Source organism: Streptomyces sp. NBC_00193, from assembly GCF_026342735.1.
Classification (GTDB): Bacteria; Actinomycetota; Actinomycetes; order Streptomycetales; family Streptomycetaceae; genus Streptomyces; species Streptomyces stoeckheimensis.
In genome coordinates this window covers 269217-286417 of sequence record NZ_JAPEMM010000001.1, presented here as the reverse complement: position 1 = coordinate 286417, position 17201 = coordinate 269217, and the positions used below count along the sequence as shown (strand labels likewise).

Below are 17201 nucleotides of genomic sequence, written 5' to 3'. Positions count from 1 at the left end.
TGGGCAGATCCGATCGTCGGCAGAGCGGATAATGGGCCAACGGGCGGACCGGGTACGGACCGTGAGTCCGCGTCGGGCCGCAGGGGCACGCATCGGGCTGCAGGGGGCCGCACGCGCGGAGTACCCTTCCGTGATCACTGGAGACGGGCGTCCAGACGCAGGAGGCGGTGCACGGGTGAGCTCGGGAGGTCTGGAGCTGCCCCCTGGTGACGGTGGTCACGAGGGCGGCCCGGCGGACGCCGCGGGCGGTGCGGCCGGCGGGATCCCCGCCGGGGCCGTGTCGCTGGCCCCGCCGGAAGCCGGCGGGACCGGGAAGGCGCAGGCGGGAGCCGGTGCCGAGCTGGACTGGGGCGCGGACGCCTGGAGCGAGGTCCGGACCCGGGCCCAGCGCGCAGGCCGTGCGTACATCTGGCTGAACCTGATCGAACAGCGGCTGCGCTCCGTGGTCGGAGCGGTGCTCCGGCCCGTCTACGAGCCCGTGCACGGCGGGGACGACTGGGTGGTGGCGGCCGCGGGTCCCGCCGGCCAGGAGTGGGTGCAGCGCGCGGTCGCCGTACGCGAGGTCAGCCGCCGCAAGGGCTACCTGCTGGACTCTGCCGACGACAACGTGCTGAGCTTCCTCACCCTGCCGCAGCTGCGCGAACTGATGGTCCAGCACTGGCCCTGCTTCGAGCCGTACTTCGACGACCGGCGCGAGATCGAGCAGGCGCTGGACGAGCTGGAGGTCACGCGCAACGTCGTCTCGCGCAACCGGGCCCTGTCCCGGGCGGTCCTGGAACAGGCCGAGCGGGCGTCGGCGCGGCTGCTGGAGGTACTGGGCGGCGGCGCGGGCTCGCCGGCGGCGGACCGGCTGCCCATCGACGCCGTCGAGGACCTGGTCGGCGACCGGTACGCGGACGTCATCTCCGTCCACCCGGACCGGGTGCGGCTGCAGCGCCAGCTCCCGGCGGAGGACCTCTTCGGCGGCGCGCGGCGGCTCGACGCCATCGGCATCGGGCTCAACCTGCTGGTCCAGAACTTCTCGGGCCGAAGACTCGTACGCCTCGCCGAGGCCGGCTGCCGGGTGCGGCTGCTGTTCCTGAACCCGGCGAGCAGCGCGGTCAAGCGGCGCGAGCGGGAGCTCGGCCTGCGCAAGGGCGAGCTGAGCCGCTCGGTGGAGATGAACATCCTGCACGTGCGGCGGGTGCGGGCGGGCCTGCGCGACCCCTCGCGCTTCGAGATCCACGTCTTCGACGAGACCCCGCGCTTCACCGCGTACCTGGTGGAGGGCGAGTCCTCGGGCATCGCGGTGGTCCAGTCGTACCTGCGCCGGGCCCGGGGCATGGAGGCGCCGGTCCTGGTCCTGCGCGGCGGCGGGCGGGCCTCGCAGGTGCGGCCCGATCAGGAGCACGGGCTCTTCCCGACCTACCGGGAAGAATTCGAGTCGATCTGGCAGGACTCCCGCCCGGTGTCCTGAGCGGGGGGCGGCCCCGGCTCCGGGGTTGTCAGTGGCCCGTGTCAGGCTGAAAGCCGTTGACGTAGCGGTACGGGTACGGGGGGCACGTGATGGGGGACCGGGCGGGGGACTGGATGGGGGACTGGCACGGCGGGCCGATGGTGGCCTTCGATCTGGAGACCACGGGCACCGACACGGAGTCCGACCGGATCGTGACGGCGGCCGTCGTGACGGTCGGGCCGGACGGGCAGGTGGCGCGGGAGCGGACGTGGCTGGTCGACCCGGGCGTGCCCATCCCGGAGCAGGCCTCGGCCATCCACGGCATATCCACGGACCACGCCCGCTCGCGGGGGATGGCCGCGGCCCCGGCGATCGAGGAGATCACCCGGACGCTGGTGGAGGCGCTGAGCTCGGGAACCCCGCTGGTGGTGATGAACGCGCGGTACGACCTGACCCTGCTGGACCGCGAGTGCCGCCGCCACGGGATCCGTCCGCTGGGCGAGCGCTGGCCCGGGACGACCGCGCCGCCCGTCATCGACCCCCTGGTCCTGGACAAGCACGCGGACCGGTACCGCAAGGGCAGGCGGACCCTGCAGGCCCTCTGCGAGCACTACGGGGTGAGCCTGGAAGCGGCGCACGACGCGGGCGCGGACGCGCTGGCGGCGGCCCGCGCGGCACGGCGGATGGGGGCCGTGCACGCGGCGATAGGGACGGTCGCCCTGGCGGACCTGCACGAGCTGCAGATCCGCGCGGCGGCCGAGCAGGCGGCCTCGCTGCAGAGCTACCTGCGGCGGACCTCGGACCCCGAGGCGATAGTCGAGCGGGCCTGGCCCGTCGTGCCGTACCGGGTCTGAGGCCCGGCGTCGCTCACCGCAGCAGCCAGTCCCGGGTCAGTTCCATGACCTCGGCCCGGCTGCGGGGGCCGTGGTCGGCCGCGAGGAAGTAGTTGCCGATCCGCATGGAGTAGAACACCGTGCAGCGCACCTCGACGTCGTCCTCGTCGGTGCAGAACGCGCCGAACAGCGAACGCAGGTAGTCCATGCGGCGGTTGTCGACGCGCCGCAGCCGCTCCGCGACCGATGTGTCGCGCCGGGCCCAGTCGCGGATCGCGAGCTCGGCCGTCACGCCCTTCGCCGGGCCTTCGGCGGCCGCGGCGATCGCGAACAGCCGCTTCAGCTTGGTCCGGGGGTCCCCGCCGGCGCTCTCGACCTGCTCGATGACCGCCTCGGCGCCCTCGCGCTCCCAGGTGTCGAGCATCTCGCCGAGCAGGGCGTCCCGGTTGCCGAAGTGCCCGTAGAACCCGCCCTTGCTGACACCGAGCGCCTGCGCGAGGGACTCGATCCGGACGGCGTCCGGGCCTCCGGTGGCGAGGGCGCGCAGCCCCTCCTCGATCCAGCTGCCGCGTGGCGTGCGGGTCGCGCCCATGCCGTGTCTCCCCTCACCCGGATCACCCGGACTCGATCTATACGGTGCCGTATAGATCGGTGTAGCCTTCTTCTATACGGCATCGTATAGATAGGGGCTTGGCTCATGAGACTCCCCAGAACCGCGCACACCGACCGTCCCTGGCGGATCCACGAGATCGCCGGCGACTTCCGGGTCGAGGACGTGTGGGACCTTCCGACGCCGGGCGGACCGGACGACCTCGCACTGCTCGTGGAGCAGTTCGCGGGCGGCAAGGGGGACCCCGTCCCCTCGTTCCTGGGCCGCGCGCTCTTCGCGATCCGCTGGAAGCTCGGGGCCCTCTTCGGCTGGGACGAGCCCGCCGACGGCTTGGGCGGCCGGGTGGCGACCCTGCGCGACCGGCTGCCTGCGGACCTGCGCGAGGGGTCCCGCGGGCCCGACCTCGCGTCGCTCCCGTTCACCTCCGTCTACCAGACGCGCGACGAATGGGCGGCGGAGACGGCCAACCGGACCATGCACGGCGTGCTGCACATGAGCTGGGTCCCGGACAGGGACGGGGCCGGCGGCTACCACGGGCAGATGGCCATCCTGGTCAAGCCCAACGGACTGCTCGGCGCCGCGTACATGGCGGGCATCAAGCCCTTCCGGTACCTGGGGGTGTACCCGGCGCTGATCCGCCGCATCGGCCGCGACTGGGAGGCCCGCCGCGCGGGCTCCGGCGCGGTCTGATCCGCACGACGGTCCCTCAGGGGTCCGGCCACTGGTCGCGGTAGACGATGTGGAGCCCCCTGCCCGTGCCGACGAGGTTGCCGTAGGGGCCCAGCGTCGTGCAGTAGTGCCGATGGCCGGGGTGGGCGAAGACGTGGCCGGGGCCCTTGTGGGCGACGTCGGCGAACAACCACGCGGTGTCGGCGAACAGCTTGGCGCTCCCCGTCATGAACAGCGTGCCCGCGTGGACGTGCTGGTGGAACCGGTCCCGGTTCTCCTGGTAGTGCCGTTGCGGCCACTGGTCGGGCGCGGGGTCGGTGGAGGCCGGTCCGGGAAGGTCCGCGGTCTGCGGCCGGCCCGGGCCCAGCCGGGCCCGCAGCTCCTTCCAGCGTGCGGGCGAGAACTGGAGCGAGTGGTGCAGGAGGACCAGGTCGAGGCCCGGTCCCCCCGTTTCGGGATCGGTGCGCCGCAGCGGTACGTGGACCAGTGAGCGCGGGGACGTGGCGGCGAGCGACCACAGTCCGGCGAGGAGCTGCGCCGCCTGCTGGTCGACCTGGACGTGCAGGTACCAGTTGCCGTCGGACAGGGCTGCACGGGCCGGCGGGCGGGCCGGGCGGATCACCTTGAACTCCGCCGGGCCGAGCCGGGCCCGGTGGATGGTGAGGGGCAGTTTCATATGCGGGAATTGATACGCCGGTCCTAGAAGGGGTGCCAGCGGATTTCCGGGTCGCCCTCGCGCAGGGAGGCCACCCGGCGGCGGAACTCCGCCAGGGCCTTGGGGTTGGCCGGGGCGTGCTGGGAGACCCAGGCGCAGCTGGCCGTTTCGCGGGCGCCGCGCAGGACCGCGCAGCCCTCCCAGTCGCGCACGTCCCAGCCGTACGCCGCCGTGAACTCCTCGTACGCCGCTCCGGGAAGGCCGTAGCGGTCGCGGGAGAGGGCCATCACCACCAGGTCGTGCTCGCGCAGGTCGGCGGAGACCGTCTCCAGGTCGACGAGGACCGGCCCGGCCGGTCCCACGTGGACGTTGCGGGGCAGTGCGTCGCCGTGGATCGGGCCCGGCGCGAGGTGCGGGGTGAGGGCGGCGACCTGGTCGGCGTACCCGTCGCGGCGGGCCCGCAGGTACGCCGCGTCCGCCGGATCGATCGCCGTGCCCGCCAGCCGCAGCCAGCGCTCCACCCCGCCCAGCAGATCGCGCGGGGGCAGGGCGAAGGGGGGCGCCGGCAGGGCGTGGATCTGCCGCAGCAGTGCCGCGAGGTCCTCCGGGCCGGCCGGGCGGACCGCGTCGGGGAGCCGGTGCCACAGGGTCACCGGGTGCCCGTCCACCAGCCGCGGCTCCGGCTCGGCCGCGCGGACCGCGGGGACCCCGGCCTCCGCGAGCCAGCCCGCCACCTTGAGCTCCAGCTCGGCACGCGGCAGCAGCGCCGCCTCCCGGCCGACCTTGGCGACCAGGCCGCTGTCGTCGAGCGCGAAGACGGCGTTCTCGCCGAGGGCCAGCAGCCGGGGAGCGGGCGACCCCGCCCGTGCCAGGCCCGCCGCCGTCAGGGCCTCGCGCGCCCGTGCCTCGTCCATGCCGTCTCCGCAGTCCGTCCGTTTCCCCGGGGTGCCCCGGGTGCCACCGGGCCGTACCCGGCTGCTCATGACCGGACAAGTTTCGCATCCGGCCCGTTCGTCGCGGCTCTTCCCTCCGGCCTGAAGAACTTTCCGAATAGGTTGCACGAGACGTCTCGTCTCGTTATCTTTTTCCTCATGACCACGACCGCGAAGCCCGCCCACATCGCCATGTTCTCGATCGCCGCCGCTGGCCACGTGAACCCGAGCATCGAAGTGATCCGCGAACTGGTCGCCCGGGGCCACCGCGTCAGCTACGCCATCCCCGCCGCGTACGCGGACAAGATCGCCGAGACCGGCGCCACCCCGGTGATCTGGAACTCCACCCTCCCCACCGACGAGGACCCCGACGCGTGGGGCACCGAGCTCATCGACAACATCGAGCCCTTCCTCGCCGACGCCGTCCAGGCCCTCCCGCAGCTCGCGGCCGCCTTCGACGGCGACGAGCCGGACCTCGTCCTCCACGACATCACGGCCTACCCGGCGATCGTCCTCGCCCACCGCTGGGGCGTCCCCGCGGTCTCCCTCTCCCCGACCCTGGTTGCCTGGACCGGCTACGAGGAGGAGGTCGCCGAGCCGATGTCCGCCGAACTGCGCGCCTCCGAGCGCGGGAAGGCGTACTACGCCCGGTTCCGGGCCTGGCTCGACGAGAACGGCATCGACGAGGACAGCGACCGGTTCGTCGGCCGCCCCCGCCGCAGCGTCGTCCTCATGCCGCGCGCCCTCCAGCCCCACGCCGACCGGGTCGACGAGGCCGTGTACACCTTCGTCGGCGCCTGCCAGGGCGACCGCAGCGCCACCCAGGGCACCTGGACGCGCCCCGCGGGCGCCGAGGGGAAGAAGGTGCTCCTGGTCTCCTTCGGGTCCACCTTCACCAAGCAGCCGGCCTTCTACCGGGCCTGTGCGGAGGCCTTCGGGGACCTGCCCGACTGGCACGTGGTGCTCCAGATCGGCAAGTTCACCGACGAGGCCGAGATCGGCGAGATCCCCGCCAACGTCGAAGTCCACCGCTGGGTTCCCCAACTGGACATCCTGCGCCGGGCCGACGCCTTCATCACCCACGCGGGCACGGGCGGCTGCCAGGAGGGGCTGGCCACCGGGACCCCGATGGTCGCGGTCCCGCAAGCCGTCGACCAGTTCGGCAACGCCGACATGCTGACCGCCCTGGGTGTCGCCCGGCACGTCCCGATGGCCGAGGCCGACGCCGCGACCCTGCGCGAGGCCGTCCTCACCCTGGTCGCCGACCCGGAGGTGGCCGCCCGCGCGGACCGGATCCGCCGGGAGATGGCGACGGAGGGCGGCACGCGACAGGCAGCCGACCTGATCGAGGCCGAACTGCCCGACCAGCGGTGACGGGACTTCGCCGGGGCTTGAGCCTCCAGCGGGGGGAGACCTGAAGGTGGGGGACATGAACGGCCACACGCTCCACTCGATCGGCGAGCTGGCCCGGCGAACCGGCACCACGGTCAAGACCGTCCGGTTCTACTCCGACTGCGGGCTCGTACCGCCCGCCCGTCGGAGCCCGGCCGGCTACCGCCTCTACGACGACGGCGCCGTCGCACGCATGGACCTCGTCCGGACCCTGCGCGACCTGGGACTGGACCTCGCCGACATCCGGAAGGTCATGGACCGGGAACGCACGCTGCCGGAGGTCGCCGCCGCCCAGGCGGAGGCGCTGGACGTGCAGATACGGATCCTGCGGCTGCGGCGCGCGGTGCTGACCGCTGTGGCGAACCGTGGAGCCGACCCCGAGGAGACGCACCTGATGCACAAGCTCGCGAAGCTTTCCGAAGCGGAACGCCAACGGCTGGTCGGGGACTTCCTCGACTCCGCCTTCGGCGGCGTGGGAACCGACTCCGCGTTCGCGGGGGTCAGGTGCTCCATGACCCCCCACCTGCCGGACGACCCCACCGCGGAACAGATCCACGCGTGGGTGGAACTGGCCGCACTGGCCGAGGACCCGGAGTTCCGCGCCCATCTGCGAATTCTGGCCGAGGACCAGGCCGCCGGGCACCTCCCGGACGCCCCACCCCGCGCGCGCGACGACGTGGCCGCGATCGTCCGCGACCAGGTCGCCCCGGCCGTGGCGGCCGGCATCGATCCGGCCTCACCCCAGGCCGATCCGATCGTTGCGGCCCTGATGACCCGCACCGCACACCTCCTCGACGACCGGGACCCCGCAGCGTCCCGGGATCAGCTCCTGGCCCGGCTGGAACGCATCAACGACCCGCGCAGAGAGCGGTACTCGTCCCTGCTCGCGGTGATCAACGACTGGCCCCGCCCGGAGACCCTTCAGCCGGTCCTCGACTGGTCCGTCCACGCACTCCGGGCGCGGACCGCCCCACGCCCATCCGGTCCCAAGCCGCCGCTGCGTACGATCCGGCCATGAACGCTCCCGTCACCCTCCGCGCAGCCGCGACGCCGACCGCTCCCGCTCTCACCCTCCGCCCCTGGTGCGCGCACGACGTGGCCGCGCTGGTCGAGGCGTACCGGGACCCCGAACTGCGGCGCTGGGCGAGCCCTGCCGTGGAGAGCGAGGGCGAGGGGCTGCGGTGGGTGCGGGATCGGGAGCGGGACTGGGCATCGGGCACCCGATTCGGCTTCGCCGTCCTGGAGGAGGCCCCCGAGGGCCTCGACGCCCTCGATGCGGCGCCGCCGCAACTGGCGGGCCACGTGGTCCTGAAGGGAGTCGGACAGAGACCGGGCAATGCCTCCGCCGAGGTCGGCTACTGGACGGCAGCACGGGCCCGTGGGCGGGGCGTGGCCCCAAGAGCCCTGGAAACCCTCACCGCCTGGGCCTTTCGTTCCTTCCGCGCCGATGGTCTGGAGTGCCTCGAACTCCTCCATCAGGTGGACAACGCGGCATCCTGCCGGGTCGCCGAGAAGAGCGGGTACACGCTGGGCGGGATCCTGCCGTCGGCGCCGCCCGCCTACCCGCTCGACGGCCATCTGCACCTGCGCCGCGCAACCGGCTGACCCATGTGCTGTCAGGGGTGAGCCCTATCGTGCAGACATGACCAAGACGACCAAGACCACGTACGCGGCACTGCTCCGGGGCATCAACGTCGGCGGGAACAAGAAGGTCCCGATGGCCGAGCTGCGCCAGGTTCTGGAGGGCCTGGGACACGAGGACGTGCAGACGTACCTCCAGAGCGGCAACGCCGTCTTCGCCGCCGCGGGCGGGAAGGCGCCGGACGCCCTCGCCCGCGAGCTGGAGGCCGCCATCGAAGCCCACTTCGGCTTCCACGTCCCCTGCCTGGTGGTCGACGGCGCCTACCTGCGCGCCGTGGCCGACGCCTGTCCCTTCCCGGCCGCCGACCTCGAAGGCAAGCAGCTCCACGCCACCTTCTGCTCCGAGCAGCCCGCCGAGTCCCGCTTCGCCTCGATCGACGCCGCCGCGCACCTCCCGGAGGAGTACCGCGTGGGCGACCGCGTCATCTACCTCTACGCCCCGAACGGCCTGGGCCGCTCCAAACTGGCCGAGGCCCTCGCGAAGCCGGCCGTGGTCAAGGGCCTCGACGTGACCACCCGCAACTGGAACACGGTCGTGAAACTGGTCGAACTCACGCAGGACTGACCACACGGCCGCAGCAACCTTCAGTTGAAAAACCTTTGCAGGGGAACCGGTGGGTCGGTTACGTTCTCCCGGCCGTCCAGGGCGATCCGGACCGGCTCCGTCGACGAGGAGGTGTGGAGCACATGCGCAGGAGTGACCGGCAGTCGAGCCCGCGTACCGACCTTTGCCACTTCCTCACGACGGAGACACCTTGTCGTTCCGCATCACCCCACTGACCGACCCCGCTCACGGCGCGCACAGCCGACGCCTCGCCTGGCTGGCGTCCGACGCCGATTCCGTCCCCGTCGGGACGGCCTTTCTGCGCCTGTTCGACGGCGGACAGGAGCACCTGGCCGAACTGACCCTCCAGGTCCACCCCGTGGAGCGCCGCAAGGGCGTCGGATCCCTCCTCCTCGACGCGGCCGTGGCCGCCGCCCGGGACAACGCCCGGCGCTGCGTCGGCGCGCAGGCCGAGGCCGGATCGCCCGGCGCCGACTTCCTGCCGGCCCACGGCTTCCGCAAGGTGCTCACCTTGAGGTTCGCCCGCCTGCCGCTGGCCGACGTGGACGCCGGCGCCCTCGCCGAGATCATCGGTCGTCCGCATCCCGGCTACCGGCTGGCGTCCTGGCAGGGAACCGTCCCCGACGCCCTCGCCCGGACGTTCGCCGCCTCGCGCCGGGCCATGGACGACATGCCCATGGAGGACACCGACCACGGCACCACGATCTGGGACGTGGACCGGGTCCGTGCTGCGGCGAAGGCCGTGGAGGAGCGCGGCGACCTGTTGCACACGGTCGTCGCCATCGACACCCGCGACGACTCGATCGCCGGATTCACCGAACTCGTCGTCCCCGGCAACGGCACGGGCGACGGCCAGCACTACGGCACCGGCGTGCTGCCCGAGCACCGCGGACACGGACTCGGCCGATGGATGAAGGCCGAGTCGATCCGGCAGGCCCACGGGCGCCATCCGGACCTCGGCGGCCTCCTGACCGACACCGCCGACAGCAACACGCACATGAGGCGCATCAGCGACAGCCTCGGCTACGTGCCCACGCACACGACGCTCCAGTACCAGCTCGACCTGTAGGGGCGAGCCGACGGGCCGGACCGGGCACCGCCTCGTCCGGCCCGTCGGCGCCTTCCCACGGCCTAGTCCGCCAGCCCGTTCAGCAGGGAGACCTCCTGCGGGGTCAGCTGCACCGTTGCCGCGTCCAGGTTCTCCGCCAGGTGGTCCGGGGAACCCGTGCCCGGGGTGGGGCAGAGGACCGGCGAGTGCCGCAGGAGCCAGGCCAGGGCGATCTGGCCGGTGGACGCCCCGTGTTCGGTGGCGACCGCCGTCAGTGCGGCGGCGCTCTCCCGGGTCAGGGCTCCGCTGCCCAGCGGGTAGTACGGGAGGAAGGCGATGCCGCGTTCCTCGCACAGGGCGAGGAGCTCCGCCGAGGAGCGGTCCAGGAGGTTGTACGGGTTCTGGACCGAGGCCACCGGAACCACGGCCAGGGCCTCCCGGAGCTGGTCCGCCGTCACCGTGTTCAGCCCGATGTGGCGGATCTTGCCCTCCGCCCGGAGCTCGGCCAGCGTGCCCAGCTGCTCCGCCGGCGGGACGGCCGGGTCGAAGCGGTGCAGCTGGTACAGGTCGATCCGGTCCAGGCGGAGCCTGCGCAGGCTTGCCTCGCACATGGCCCGGAGGTCCTCCGGGCGGCCCGCCGCGTGCCACTCGTCGGGGCCGGTGCGCACCACCCCGCCCTTGGTGGAGACCACCAGGTCCTCTCCGTACGGGTGGAGGGCTTCGGCGACCAGTTCCTCGGCCAGGTGGGGGCCGTAGTTGTCGGCGGTGTCGATCAGGGTGACTCCGCGTGCGACGGCTGTGCGCAGCAGTGCGACCGATGCGGGGCGTTCCGCGCGCGGGCCCCAGTAGCCGGCGCCGACCAGGCCGCCGGTGCCGAGTCCGAGGCGGCGTACGGGCAGGTCCCCGCCGAGGGCGAACGTCTCATCCACGTCAACAGACATGGCCCGACCGTAGCTCAGGCCCGCGGATGTGCCAGGCTCGAGGGCATGCGTTACATCATCATCGGCGCCGGAGCGATCGGCGCGACCATCGGCGGACGGCTCGCGGAGTCCGGCAGCGAGGTCGTCCTCGTCGCGCGCGGCCCCCACGCGGAGGCCCTGCGGACGAACGGGCTGCGGCTCACCACGGCGGACGGGGAGCGGGTGCACCGGCTGCCCGTCGTCACCGGGCCGGCGGAGCTGGGTGAACTGCGCCCCGACGACGCGCTGTTGCTGACCGTGAAGACCCAGGACGCACTGGCCGCGCTCGACGCGTGGGGCGACGCGGAAGTAGCGGGCGGCGGTACGGCGGCCCAGCGGCTGCCGGTGCTGTGCGCGCAGAACGGCGTGGAGAGCGAACGCCTCGCCCTACGGCGCTTCGCGCGCGTGTACGGGGTCTGCGTGTGGCTGCCGGCGACCTTCCTGGAGCCGGGCGTGGTCTCCGCGCTGTGCGCTCCGCTGACCGGGATCCTGCACCTCGGCAAGGCCGCCGGAGGCGCCGACGGGACCGCCCGGCGGATCGCGGGCGACCTGGAGAAGGCCGGGTTCGGGGCGCCGGTCGTCGAGGACGTGATGCGGTGGAAGTACGCGAAGCTGCTGGGCAACCTGGGCAACGCGGTCCAGGCGACGACCGGCCCCGAGCCGGAGCCCGCGAAGGCGGCGCTGCTGCTGCGGGCCGTGCGCGAGGCGAAGGCCGCCTTCGCTGCCGCGGGCATCGCCTGCGCCTCGGACGCCGAGCAGGCGGAGGCCCGCGACGGCAAGGTCGAGGCGCCGGCCGGAGTGGTGCGGGGCGGGTCGTCCTGGCAGAGCCTGGCGCGGGGGACCGGGTCGGTGGAGGCGGACTATCTCAACGGGGAGATCGTGCTGCTGGGGCGGCTGCACGGGGTGGCCACGCCGGTCAACGACACGCTGCGCGTCGCGGCGAACATCTTTGCGCGGGAGGGGCTGCCGCCGGGCGCGATGTCCATCGAGGACCTGACGGCCCTGGCCGATGAGGCCGCGGCGCGGGCGTAGTAGCCGTCGGCTGCGGGTGGGGTCGCCCTGCGGGGCGAAGTCCCCTACCCGCCCTTCCACCGTTCCCCGGGGCTCCGCCCCGGACCCCGCGCCTCAAACGCCGGCGGGGCTGGAATTGCCCTGTGGGCAATCCAGCCCCGGCCGGGCGACGATCCAGCCCCTCCGGCGTTTGAGGAGAGGGGTCCGGGGCGGAGCCCCGGGGAACGGGCGAAGGGTGGGTAGGGGAAGTCCGCCCCGCGCAGCGGCTACGCCGCCAGGGCCGGGATGCGGGTCCGGGCCGGGGCGGCCGCGTCGTAGCGGCGCAGCAGCAGTCGGGCCAGTTCCGGGGAGGGGCCCAGGACGGCCGAGACGACGTCGGCGCCCGCGGCTTCGGCGCCCGCCGTGATGCGGTCGGGGAGCCGGCCGGGAGCGATGACGTAGGGGGCAACCGCGATCCGGCGGACGCCCTCCGCGCGCAGCGCCCGTACGGCGTCCTCGGTCCGGGGCAGAACAGCGGAGGCGAACGCAGGCCGCACGGCGCACCAACCGGTGTGCCGCCACTCCCGCGCGATTTCAGCGATCACTGCGATCGCCTCCGGGTCGGAGGAACCGGCGGACGCGAGCACCACACCGGTGGTGGCGCGGTCCGCCGGGGTGAGGCCGGCTTCCCACAGCCGGCGCTCCAGGGTCGCCAGCAGCAGCGGCGACGGGCCGAGCACATCCGCGATTCGGACCGAGAGGTCCGGCAGGTGGGACGTGGCTCCGGCGAGCACCGCCGGGATGTCGGACTTCGCGTGGAACGCCCGCGTCAGGAGGAGCGGGAGCGCCACGATGTCGCGTACGCCCGACAGGTAGAGCGAGGCCACCGCCTGGTCGACGGTCGGGGTGTCGAAGTCCAGGAAGGCGGTTTCCACGCGCAGCCCGGGCCGCAGCGCCCGTACCCGCCGGGTGAGGGCGTGCACGGTCGCCGCGTGCCGCGGGTCGCGGCTGCCGTGGGCGATGACCAGCAGGGCGGGAGCCTGCGTGGGGTGCGTGACGTGCGCGGACACGTGATCAGCTCTTGACCAGCAGGCCGCGGGTGCGCAGCACCCACCGCTCGACCGGGCTGAAGATCAGCAGGTCGATGGCGATGCCGACGACCAGGATCAGGATGATCGCGAGGAACACGCCGGGCAGGTCGATGTTGTTGCGGCCGTTTTCGAGGAGCTGGCCCAGGCCCAGCCCCAGGTCGGGGGAGCTGGCGATGATCTCGGCGGCCATCAGGGAGCGCCAGGAGAAGGCCCAGCCCTGCTTGAGACCGGCCAGGTAGCCGGGCAGTGCGGCCGGCATGACCACGTGCCAGGCGCCGCGCAGCCCGGTGGCGCCCAGGGTGCGACCGGCCCGCAGGAACAGCGGCGGGATCTGGTCGATGCCGGAGACCAGGCCGTTGGCGATCGAGGGGACGGCGCCGAGCAGGATGACGGTGTACATCATCGCGTCGTTGAGTCCGAACCAGAGGACCGCCGGGGGCACCCAGGCGACCGAGGGCAGCGACTGCAGGCCCTGCAGGATCGGGCCGATCGCGGCGCGGACGAACTTCACCCGGGCGACGAGCAGACCGAGCGGGGTGCCGATGGCCAGGGCCAGCAGGAAGCCGAGCAGACCGCGCGACACGCTGGTCCAGATGACCTCGAACAGCGTGCCCTTGATCCACATGTCGGACAGGCTGTCCCAGACGGAGGACAGGGCGGGGAGCTTCGTCTCGTCGGTGATCTTCGCCGCGACGAGGATCTGCCAGACGAGGAGGACCAGGCCGACGGCGATGACCGGCGGCAGGACCTTCTTGACCAGCACCTCGCGGACCGGGGTGCGGTGGGTCTGGACGGCGTCGAGCGCGTCGAGACCCGCCTCCAGTCCGGCGAGGTCTTCGGCCTTGGCCTTGGACGGGGCCTCGGGAGTGGTGTCAGTGCTGGCCATGGCGGCGGATCTCCCCACGCAGGTGTTCAGTGATCTCAAGGGACAGCTCCGCGACGTCCGCGTCCTCGATGCGGCGCGGCTGCGGGATGCCCACGGTCCACTCCTTCGCGATCCGGCCGGGGCGCGAGGACAGCAGGACCACACGCTGCGCGAGCCGTACGGCCTCGCGGACGTTGTGCGTGACGAACAGGACGGAGAGGTTCGTCTCTTCCCAGATGCGGGTGAGCTCGCCGTGCAGCACGTCACGGGTGATGGCGTCGAGCGCCGCGAAGGGCTCGTCCATCAGCAGCAGCTGGCTGTCCTGGGCGAGCGCCCGGGCCAGGGCCACGCGCTGGCGCATGCCGCCGGACAGCTCGTGGACCCGCTTGCCGTACGAGCCGCCGAGCCGGACCAGCTCCAGCAGCCGCTCGGCCTCCGGCTTGCGGTCGGCCTTGGCCACCCCGCGCAGGCGCAGGGCGAGTTCGATGTTCTTGCCCGCGGTGAGCCACGGGAAGAGGGCGTGTTCCTGGAACATGAGCGACGGACGGCCGCCGGGGGTCTCGATGGACCCCGCGGACGGCTTGTCCAGACCCGCGACCAGGTTGAGCAGCGTCGACTTTCCACACCCCGAGGCGCCCAGGATGGTGACGAACTCTCCGGGAGCGACATCGAGGCTGATGTCGTCCAGGACGAGCTGCGATCCGGCCGGGCCGGAGAAGGACTTCGAGACGTGCTCGATGCGGGCAGCGTGCGTCAGCTCCGCTACGGAGCCCTCGGCAGCCTTGGCAAGCATGGTGGCCATGGTCGTCACCTCCTGGGGTTGCTGGTCTACGGGGTTACTTGGTGGCGCCGAGGCCGGCGTCGGAGACTTCGGGCTTGCCCGCGGCCTTGAGGACCTTGTTGAGGAGCTTGAGGTCGTAGATGCCGTTGAGGTCGGGCTGCTCGATGAGCTTGGCCTCGACGGCCCACTCCGCCTGGGTCTTCAGCGTTGCGGCGAGCGGGTCGTCGGTGATGAGGATGCTGGGCCAGGCCGGGTCGATGATCTTGGCGTCGAGGGGCTTGCCGCCTTCGGCGGCCAGCTTCGCGTTCGCGGAGGCCTTGGCCTTGTCGGGGTTGGCGTTGATCCACTCGTTGGTCTTGACGGTGCCGGTGAGCACGGCCTCGACGACGTCCGCGTGCTCCTTGAGGAACTTCTGCGACACGATGATGTTCGTGATCACGAACTTCTTGTCGGGCCACAGGGCGGTCTCGTCGAGGAGGACGGTGCCGCCGTCGGAGACGAGCTTGGAGGCGGTCGGCTCCGGCACCCAGGCGCCGTCGATGGAGCCGGACTTGAAGGCGTCCGGGGTGACCTTGTTGTCCGTACGGACGACGGAGACGTCACCCTTGCCGGACTCCGGGTCGACCTTCCAGCCCTTCTCCGAGATCCAGTTGAGGAACGCGACGTCCTGCGTGTTGCCCTTCTGCGGGGTCGCGATGTTCTTGCCCTTGAGGTCGTCCAGGGTCTTGATCTTCGCCGGGTTCACGACCAGCTTCACGCCGCCGGAGGCGGAGCCGGAGATGATCCGCAGGTTGGAGCCCTTGGACTTCACGTAGGCGTTGATCGAGGGGGAGGGGCCGATGAAGCCGATGTCGAGAGAGCCGCCGTTGAGGGCTTCGATCTCGGACGGACCGGCGTTGAAGGCCTGCGGCTTGATCGCGGTGGCACCGAGTTCCTTGGCGATCAGGCCTTCCTGGAGACCGACCAGCGCGGTGGCGTGGGTCAGGTTCGGGAAGTAGCCGATGCGGACCTCGGAGGCCGACAGCTTCTTGGCGTCGGCGGCCACGTTCGCCTTCGGAGCGTCGTCCTTCACGGCCTCGGAACCGTAGCCGCACGAGGCGAGGGCGCCGATCAGGAGCGGCAGGGCGGCAGCGGCGGCGAGGCCGCGGTGCAGGGTCTTAGCAGAGGTACCGATGGCAGGCACGGGAGGACTTCCTCTCGTAGCGTCGTGTCACGACGCACGTCTTCGTTTGCTGAGCAAGGGCAGGAACGGCTCGCGGGGGGTGTGGGCGCGCATGCGGTGCGCGTACGTCATTACGCACATCGCCCCACACCTCCCTGGCCGCTGCCGAGGGAGCCGCTGCCTACGCGGCCGCCCTCTTTCGCGAAGGTGGAGTAGATATCGGCAAGCATGATCAGAAGTCCCAGCCTTCTTCGTCCGCCTGCACGGTGGTCTCGGCGGTGGAGGCGAAGGATTCGCCGACCATGCCGGCCGCCAGGGTGGTGCCGTCCGCCGGGTCGATCAGCAGGAAGGACCCGGTGCGGCGCGAGTCGGCGTACGAGTCGAGCGCGAGCGGCTCGGCGGTACGGACGACGACGCGGCCGATGTCGTTGGCCACCAGCTGACCGGGGTTCGGGTGCTGGGACAGGTCGTCCAGGGTCAGCCGCGAGGGGATCTCCTTGACGATCGCCTTCACCGTGCGCGTGGTGTGCTTGATCAGCACCCGGGCGCCCACGGCGAGGGGCTGGTCCGCCACGTGGCAGACCGTCGCCACGACGTCCTGCGTGGTGGCGGGGGAGCTCGACGACGGCGCGATCAGGTCGCCGCGCGAGATGTCGATGTCGTCCTTCAGACGCAGGGTCACCGACTGCGGGGCCCACGCGATGTCGACGCTCTCGCCGAGCGCGTCGATGCCCTCGATGACCGAGGTGCGGCCCGACGGCAGGACGGTGACGGCCTCGCCGACGCGCAGCACGCCGGAGGCGATCTGGCCCGCGTAGCCCCGGTAGTCCGGGTTCTCGGCGGTCTGCGGACGGATCACGTACTGCACCGGGAAACGCGCCGGGCAGGCGGTGAGGTCGTGGCTGACCGGGACGGTCTCCAGGTGCTCCAGCACCGTGGGGCCGCCGTACCAGTCCATGTTCGCGGAGGGTTCCACCACGTTGTCGCCGGCCAGGGCGGAGATCGGGATCGCGGTGATCTCCGGGACGCCCAGGCCCGTGGCGTACGCGGTGAACTCCTCGGCGATCTTCGCGAAGACGGCCTCCTCGTAGCCCACGAGGTCCATCTTGTTGACGGCGAGGACCACGTGGGGGACCCGGAGGAGGGCCGCGACGGCGGCGTGCCTGCGGGTCTGCTCGATCACGCCGTTGCGGGCGTCGACGAGCACCACGGCGAGGTCGGCGGTGGAGGCGCCGGTGACCATGTTCCGGGTGTACTGCACGTGCCCGGGGGTGTCGGCCAGGATGAACCGGCGCCGGGCGGTCGCGAAGTAGCGGTAGGCCACGTCGATGGTGATGCCCTGCTCCCGCTCGGCCCGCAGGCCGTCGGTGAGCAGCGCCAGGTCGGGGGTGTCCTGACCACGGCTGGCCGAGACCCGCTCCACGGCTTCCAGCTGGTCGGTGAGGACCGACTTGGAGTCGTGCAGGAGGCGGCCGACCAGGGTGGACTTGCCGTCGTCGACGGAGCCCGCGGTCGCGAAGCGCAGCAGCGTGGTCGCCGAGAGATCGGCGAACTGCTCGGTGGTGGAGGTCAT

The 17201-nt window shown here is 72.4% G+C and carries 18 protein-coding genes; 9 read left to right on the top strand and 9 right to left on the bottom strand.

The genetic code is table 11. The annotated features are described in order from the left end of the window. The first annotated feature begins 175 nt into the window (after positions 1-175). Together OG898_RS01215 and OG898_RS01210 are read left to right on the top strand one after the other, a co-directional pair. Complete coding sequence (locus OG898_RS01215) at positions 176-1456, top strand: SAV2148 family HEPN domain-containing protein (RefSeq protein WP_266954415.1); 1281 nt, start codon at positions 176-178, stop codon at positions 1454-1456. 89 nt (positions 1457-1545) lie between these two features. Then, positions 1546-2289, top strand: coding sequence for an exonuclease domain-containing protein (locus tag OG898_RS01210; protein WP_250741992.1), 744 nt, complete (start codon positions 1546-1548; stop codon positions 2287-2289). Between the two features lie 13 nt (positions 2290-2302). On the opposite strand, the gene OG898_RS01205 is transcribed toward OG898_RS01210, so the two are convergent. Next, positions 2303-2860 (bottom strand): TetR/AcrR family transcriptional regulator, encoded by a 558-nt coding sequence (locus OG898_RS01205; RefSeq protein WP_250741991.1) that lies wholly within the window; start codon positions 2858-2860, stop codon positions 2303-2305. A 105-nt stretch (positions 2861-2965) separates the two neighbouring features. Between OG898_RS01205 and OG898_RS01200 the strand changes: the two genes are divergently transcribed. Then, positions 2966-3568 carry a DUF2867 domain-containing protein gene (locus tag OG898_RS01200; RefSeq protein WP_266954413.1) on the top strand — a complete coding sequence of 201 codons (603 nt, stop codon included), beginning with the start codon at positions 2966-2968 and terminating at the stop codon, positions 3566-3568. 16 nt (positions 3569-3584) lie between these two features. On the opposite strand, the gene OG898_RS01195 is transcribed toward OG898_RS01200, so the two are convergent. Together OG898_RS01195 and OG898_RS01190 are read right to left on the bottom strand one after the other, a co-directional pair. Continuing rightward, positions 3585-4223 (bottom strand): hypothetical protein, encoded by a 639-nt coding sequence (locus tag OG898_RS01195; protein WP_266954411.1) that lies wholly within the window; start codon positions 4221-4223, stop codon positions 3585-3587. A 23-nt stretch (positions 4224-4246) separates the two neighbouring features. Then, the gene (locus tag OG898_RS01190; protein ID WP_250741988.1) at positions 4247-5116 is read right to left on the bottom strand and encodes a phosphotransferase enzyme family protein; all 870 of its coding nucleotides are present in this window, start codon (positions 5114-5116) and stop codon (positions 4247-4249) included. A gap of 177 nt (positions 5117-5293) precedes the next feature. Here OG898_RS01190 and mgt point away from each other — a divergent pair, with 177 nt between their 5' ends. The 5 genes from mgt (at position 5294) to OG898_RS01165 (ending at position 9801) form a co-directional block, all read left to right on the top strand. Beyond that, the gene (gene mgt / locus OG898_RS01185) at positions 5294-6508 is read left to right on the top strand and encodes a macrolide-inactivating glycosyltransferase (RefSeq protein WP_250741987.1); all 1215 of its coding nucleotides are present in this window, start codon (positions 5294-5296) and stop codon (positions 6506-6508) included. Between the two features lie 55 nt (positions 6509-6563). Then, positions 6564-7544 carry a MerR family transcriptional regulator gene (locus OG898_RS01180; protein ID WP_266954408.1) on the top strand — a complete coding sequence of 327 codons (981 nt, stop codon included), beginning with the start codon at positions 6564-6566 and terminating at the stop codon, positions 7542-7544. After that, the gene (locus OG898_RS01175; RefSeq protein ID WP_266954406.1) at positions 7541-8131 is read left to right on the top strand and encodes a GNAT family N-acetyltransferase; all 591 of its coding nucleotides are present in this window, start codon (positions 7541-7543) and stop codon (positions 8129-8131) included. Before OG898_RS01180 ends, OG898_RS01175 begins: the two co-directional genes overlap by 4 nt. Positions 8132-8168: 37 nt before the next feature. Beyond that, a complete protein-coding gene (locus tag OG898_RS01170; protein WP_266954404.1) occupies positions 8169-8732 on the top strand; it encodes a DUF1697 domain-containing protein in 564 nt (187 codons plus the stop codon). Positions 8733-8922: 190 nt separating this feature from the next. Then, on the top strand, positions 8923-9801 hold the full coding sequence (locus OG898_RS01165) for a GNAT family N-acetyltransferase (RefSeq protein ID WP_250741984.1): 879 nt from the start codon (positions 8923-8925) through the stop codon (positions 9799-9801). 62 nt (positions 9802-9863) lie between these two features. Here OG898_RS01165 and OG898_RS01160 read toward each other — a convergent pair whose 3' ends face one another. Next, positions 9864-10721, bottom strand: a complete 858-nt coding sequence (locus tag OG898_RS01160; RefSeq protein WP_266954400.1) for an aldo/keto reductase — start codon at positions 10719-10721, stop codon at positions 9864-9866. Between the two features lie 45 nt (positions 10722-10766). Between OG898_RS01160 and OG898_RS01155 the strand changes: the two genes are divergently transcribed. Then, positions 10767-11771, top strand: coding sequence for a ketopantoate reductase family protein (locus tag OG898_RS01155; RefSeq protein ID WP_266954398.1), 1005 nt, complete (start codon positions 10767-10769; stop codon positions 11769-11771). Positions 11772-12016: 245 nt separating this feature from the next. Here OG898_RS01155 and OG898_RS01150 read toward each other — a convergent pair whose 3' ends face one another. The 5 genes from OG898_RS01150 to OG898_RS01130 form a co-directional block, all read right to left on the bottom strand. Then, on the bottom strand, positions 12017-12799 hold the full coding sequence (locus OG898_RS01150) for a sirohydrochlorin chelatase (protein ID WP_266954396.1): 783 nt from the start codon (positions 12797-12799) through the stop codon (positions 12017-12019). A gap of 4 nt (positions 12800-12803) precedes the next feature. Continuing rightward, positions 12804-13706, bottom strand: a complete 903-nt coding sequence (locus OG898_RS01145; RefSeq protein ID WP_266954394.1) for an ABC transporter permease — start codon at positions 13704-13706, stop codon at positions 12804-12806. Then, entirely contained in the window at positions 13693-14487 is a 795-nt protein-coding gene (locus tag OG898_RS01140) for an ABC transporter ATP-binding protein (RefSeq protein ID WP_266954392.1), read from the bottom strand. The genes OG898_RS01145 and OG898_RS01140 overlap by 14 nt, the downstream gene beginning before the upstream one ends. Before the next feature lie 34 nt (positions 14488-14521). Next, a complete protein-coding gene (locus OG898_RS01135; RefSeq protein WP_266954390.1) occupies positions 14522-15649 on the bottom strand; it encodes an aliphatic sulfonate ABC transporter substrate-binding protein in 1128 nt (375 codons plus the stop codon). Positions 15650-15860: 211 nt separating this feature from the next. Next, on the bottom strand, positions 15861-17201 hold the full coding sequence (locus tag OG898_RS01130) for a sulfate adenylyltransferase subunit 1 (protein WP_250744140.1): 1341 nt from the start codon (positions 17199-17201) through the stop codon (positions 15861-15863).

Coding starts and splice junctions, on each gene's coding strand:
- OG898_RS01210 (WP_250741992.1), top strand. CDS start 1,546: ATGGGGGACCGGGCGGGGGACTGGATGGGGGACTGGCACGGCGGGCCG.
- OG898_RS01205 (WP_250741991.1), bottom strand. CDS start 2,860: ATGGGCGCGACCCGCACGCCACGCGGCAGCTGGATCGAGGAGGGGCTG.
- OG898_RS01200 (WP_266954413.1), top strand. CDS start 2,966: ATGAGACTCCCCAGAACCGCGCACACCGACCGTCCCTGGCGGATCCAC.
- OG898_RS01195 (WP_266954411.1), bottom strand. CDS start 4,223: ATGAAACTGCCCCTCACCATCCACCGGGCCCGGCTCGGCCCGGCGGAG.
- OG898_RS01190 (WP_250741988.1), bottom strand. CDS start 5,116: ATGGACGAGGCACGGGCGCGCGAGGCCCTGACGGCGGCGGGCCTGGCA.
- mgt (WP_250741987.1), top strand. CDS start 5,294: ATGACCACGACCGCGAAGCCCGCCCACATCGCCATGTTCTCGATCGCC.
- OG898_RS01180 (WP_266954408.1), top strand. CDS start 6,564: ATGAACGGCCACACGCTCCACTCGATCGGCGAGCTGGCCCGGCGAACC.
- OG898_RS01175 (WP_266954406.1), top strand. CDS start 7,541: ATGAACGCTCCCGTCACCCTCCGCGCAGCCGCGACGCCGACCGCTCCC.
- OG898_RS01170 (WP_266954404.1), top strand. CDS start 8,169: ATGACCAAGACGACCAAGACCACGTACGCGGCACTGCTCCGGGGCATC.
- OG898_RS01160 (WP_266954400.1), bottom strand. CDS start 10,721: ATGTCTGTTGACGTGGATGAGACGTTCGCCCTCGGCGGGGACCTGCCC.
- OG898_RS01155 (WP_266954398.1), top strand. CDS start 10,767: ATGCGTTACATCATCATCGGCGCCGGAGCGATCGGCGCGACCATCGGC.
- OG898_RS01145 (WP_266954394.1), bottom strand. CDS start 13,706: ATGGCCAGCACTGACACCACTCCCGAGGCCCCGTCCAAGGCCAAGGCC.
- OG898_RS01140 (WP_266954392.1), bottom strand. CDS start 14,487: ATGGCCACCATGCTTGCCAAGGCTGCCGAGGGCTCCGTAGCGGAGCTG.
- OG898_RS01130 (WP_250744140.1), bottom strand. CDS start 17,201: ATGACCTCCACCACCGAGCAGTTCGCCGATCTCTCGGCGACCACGCTG.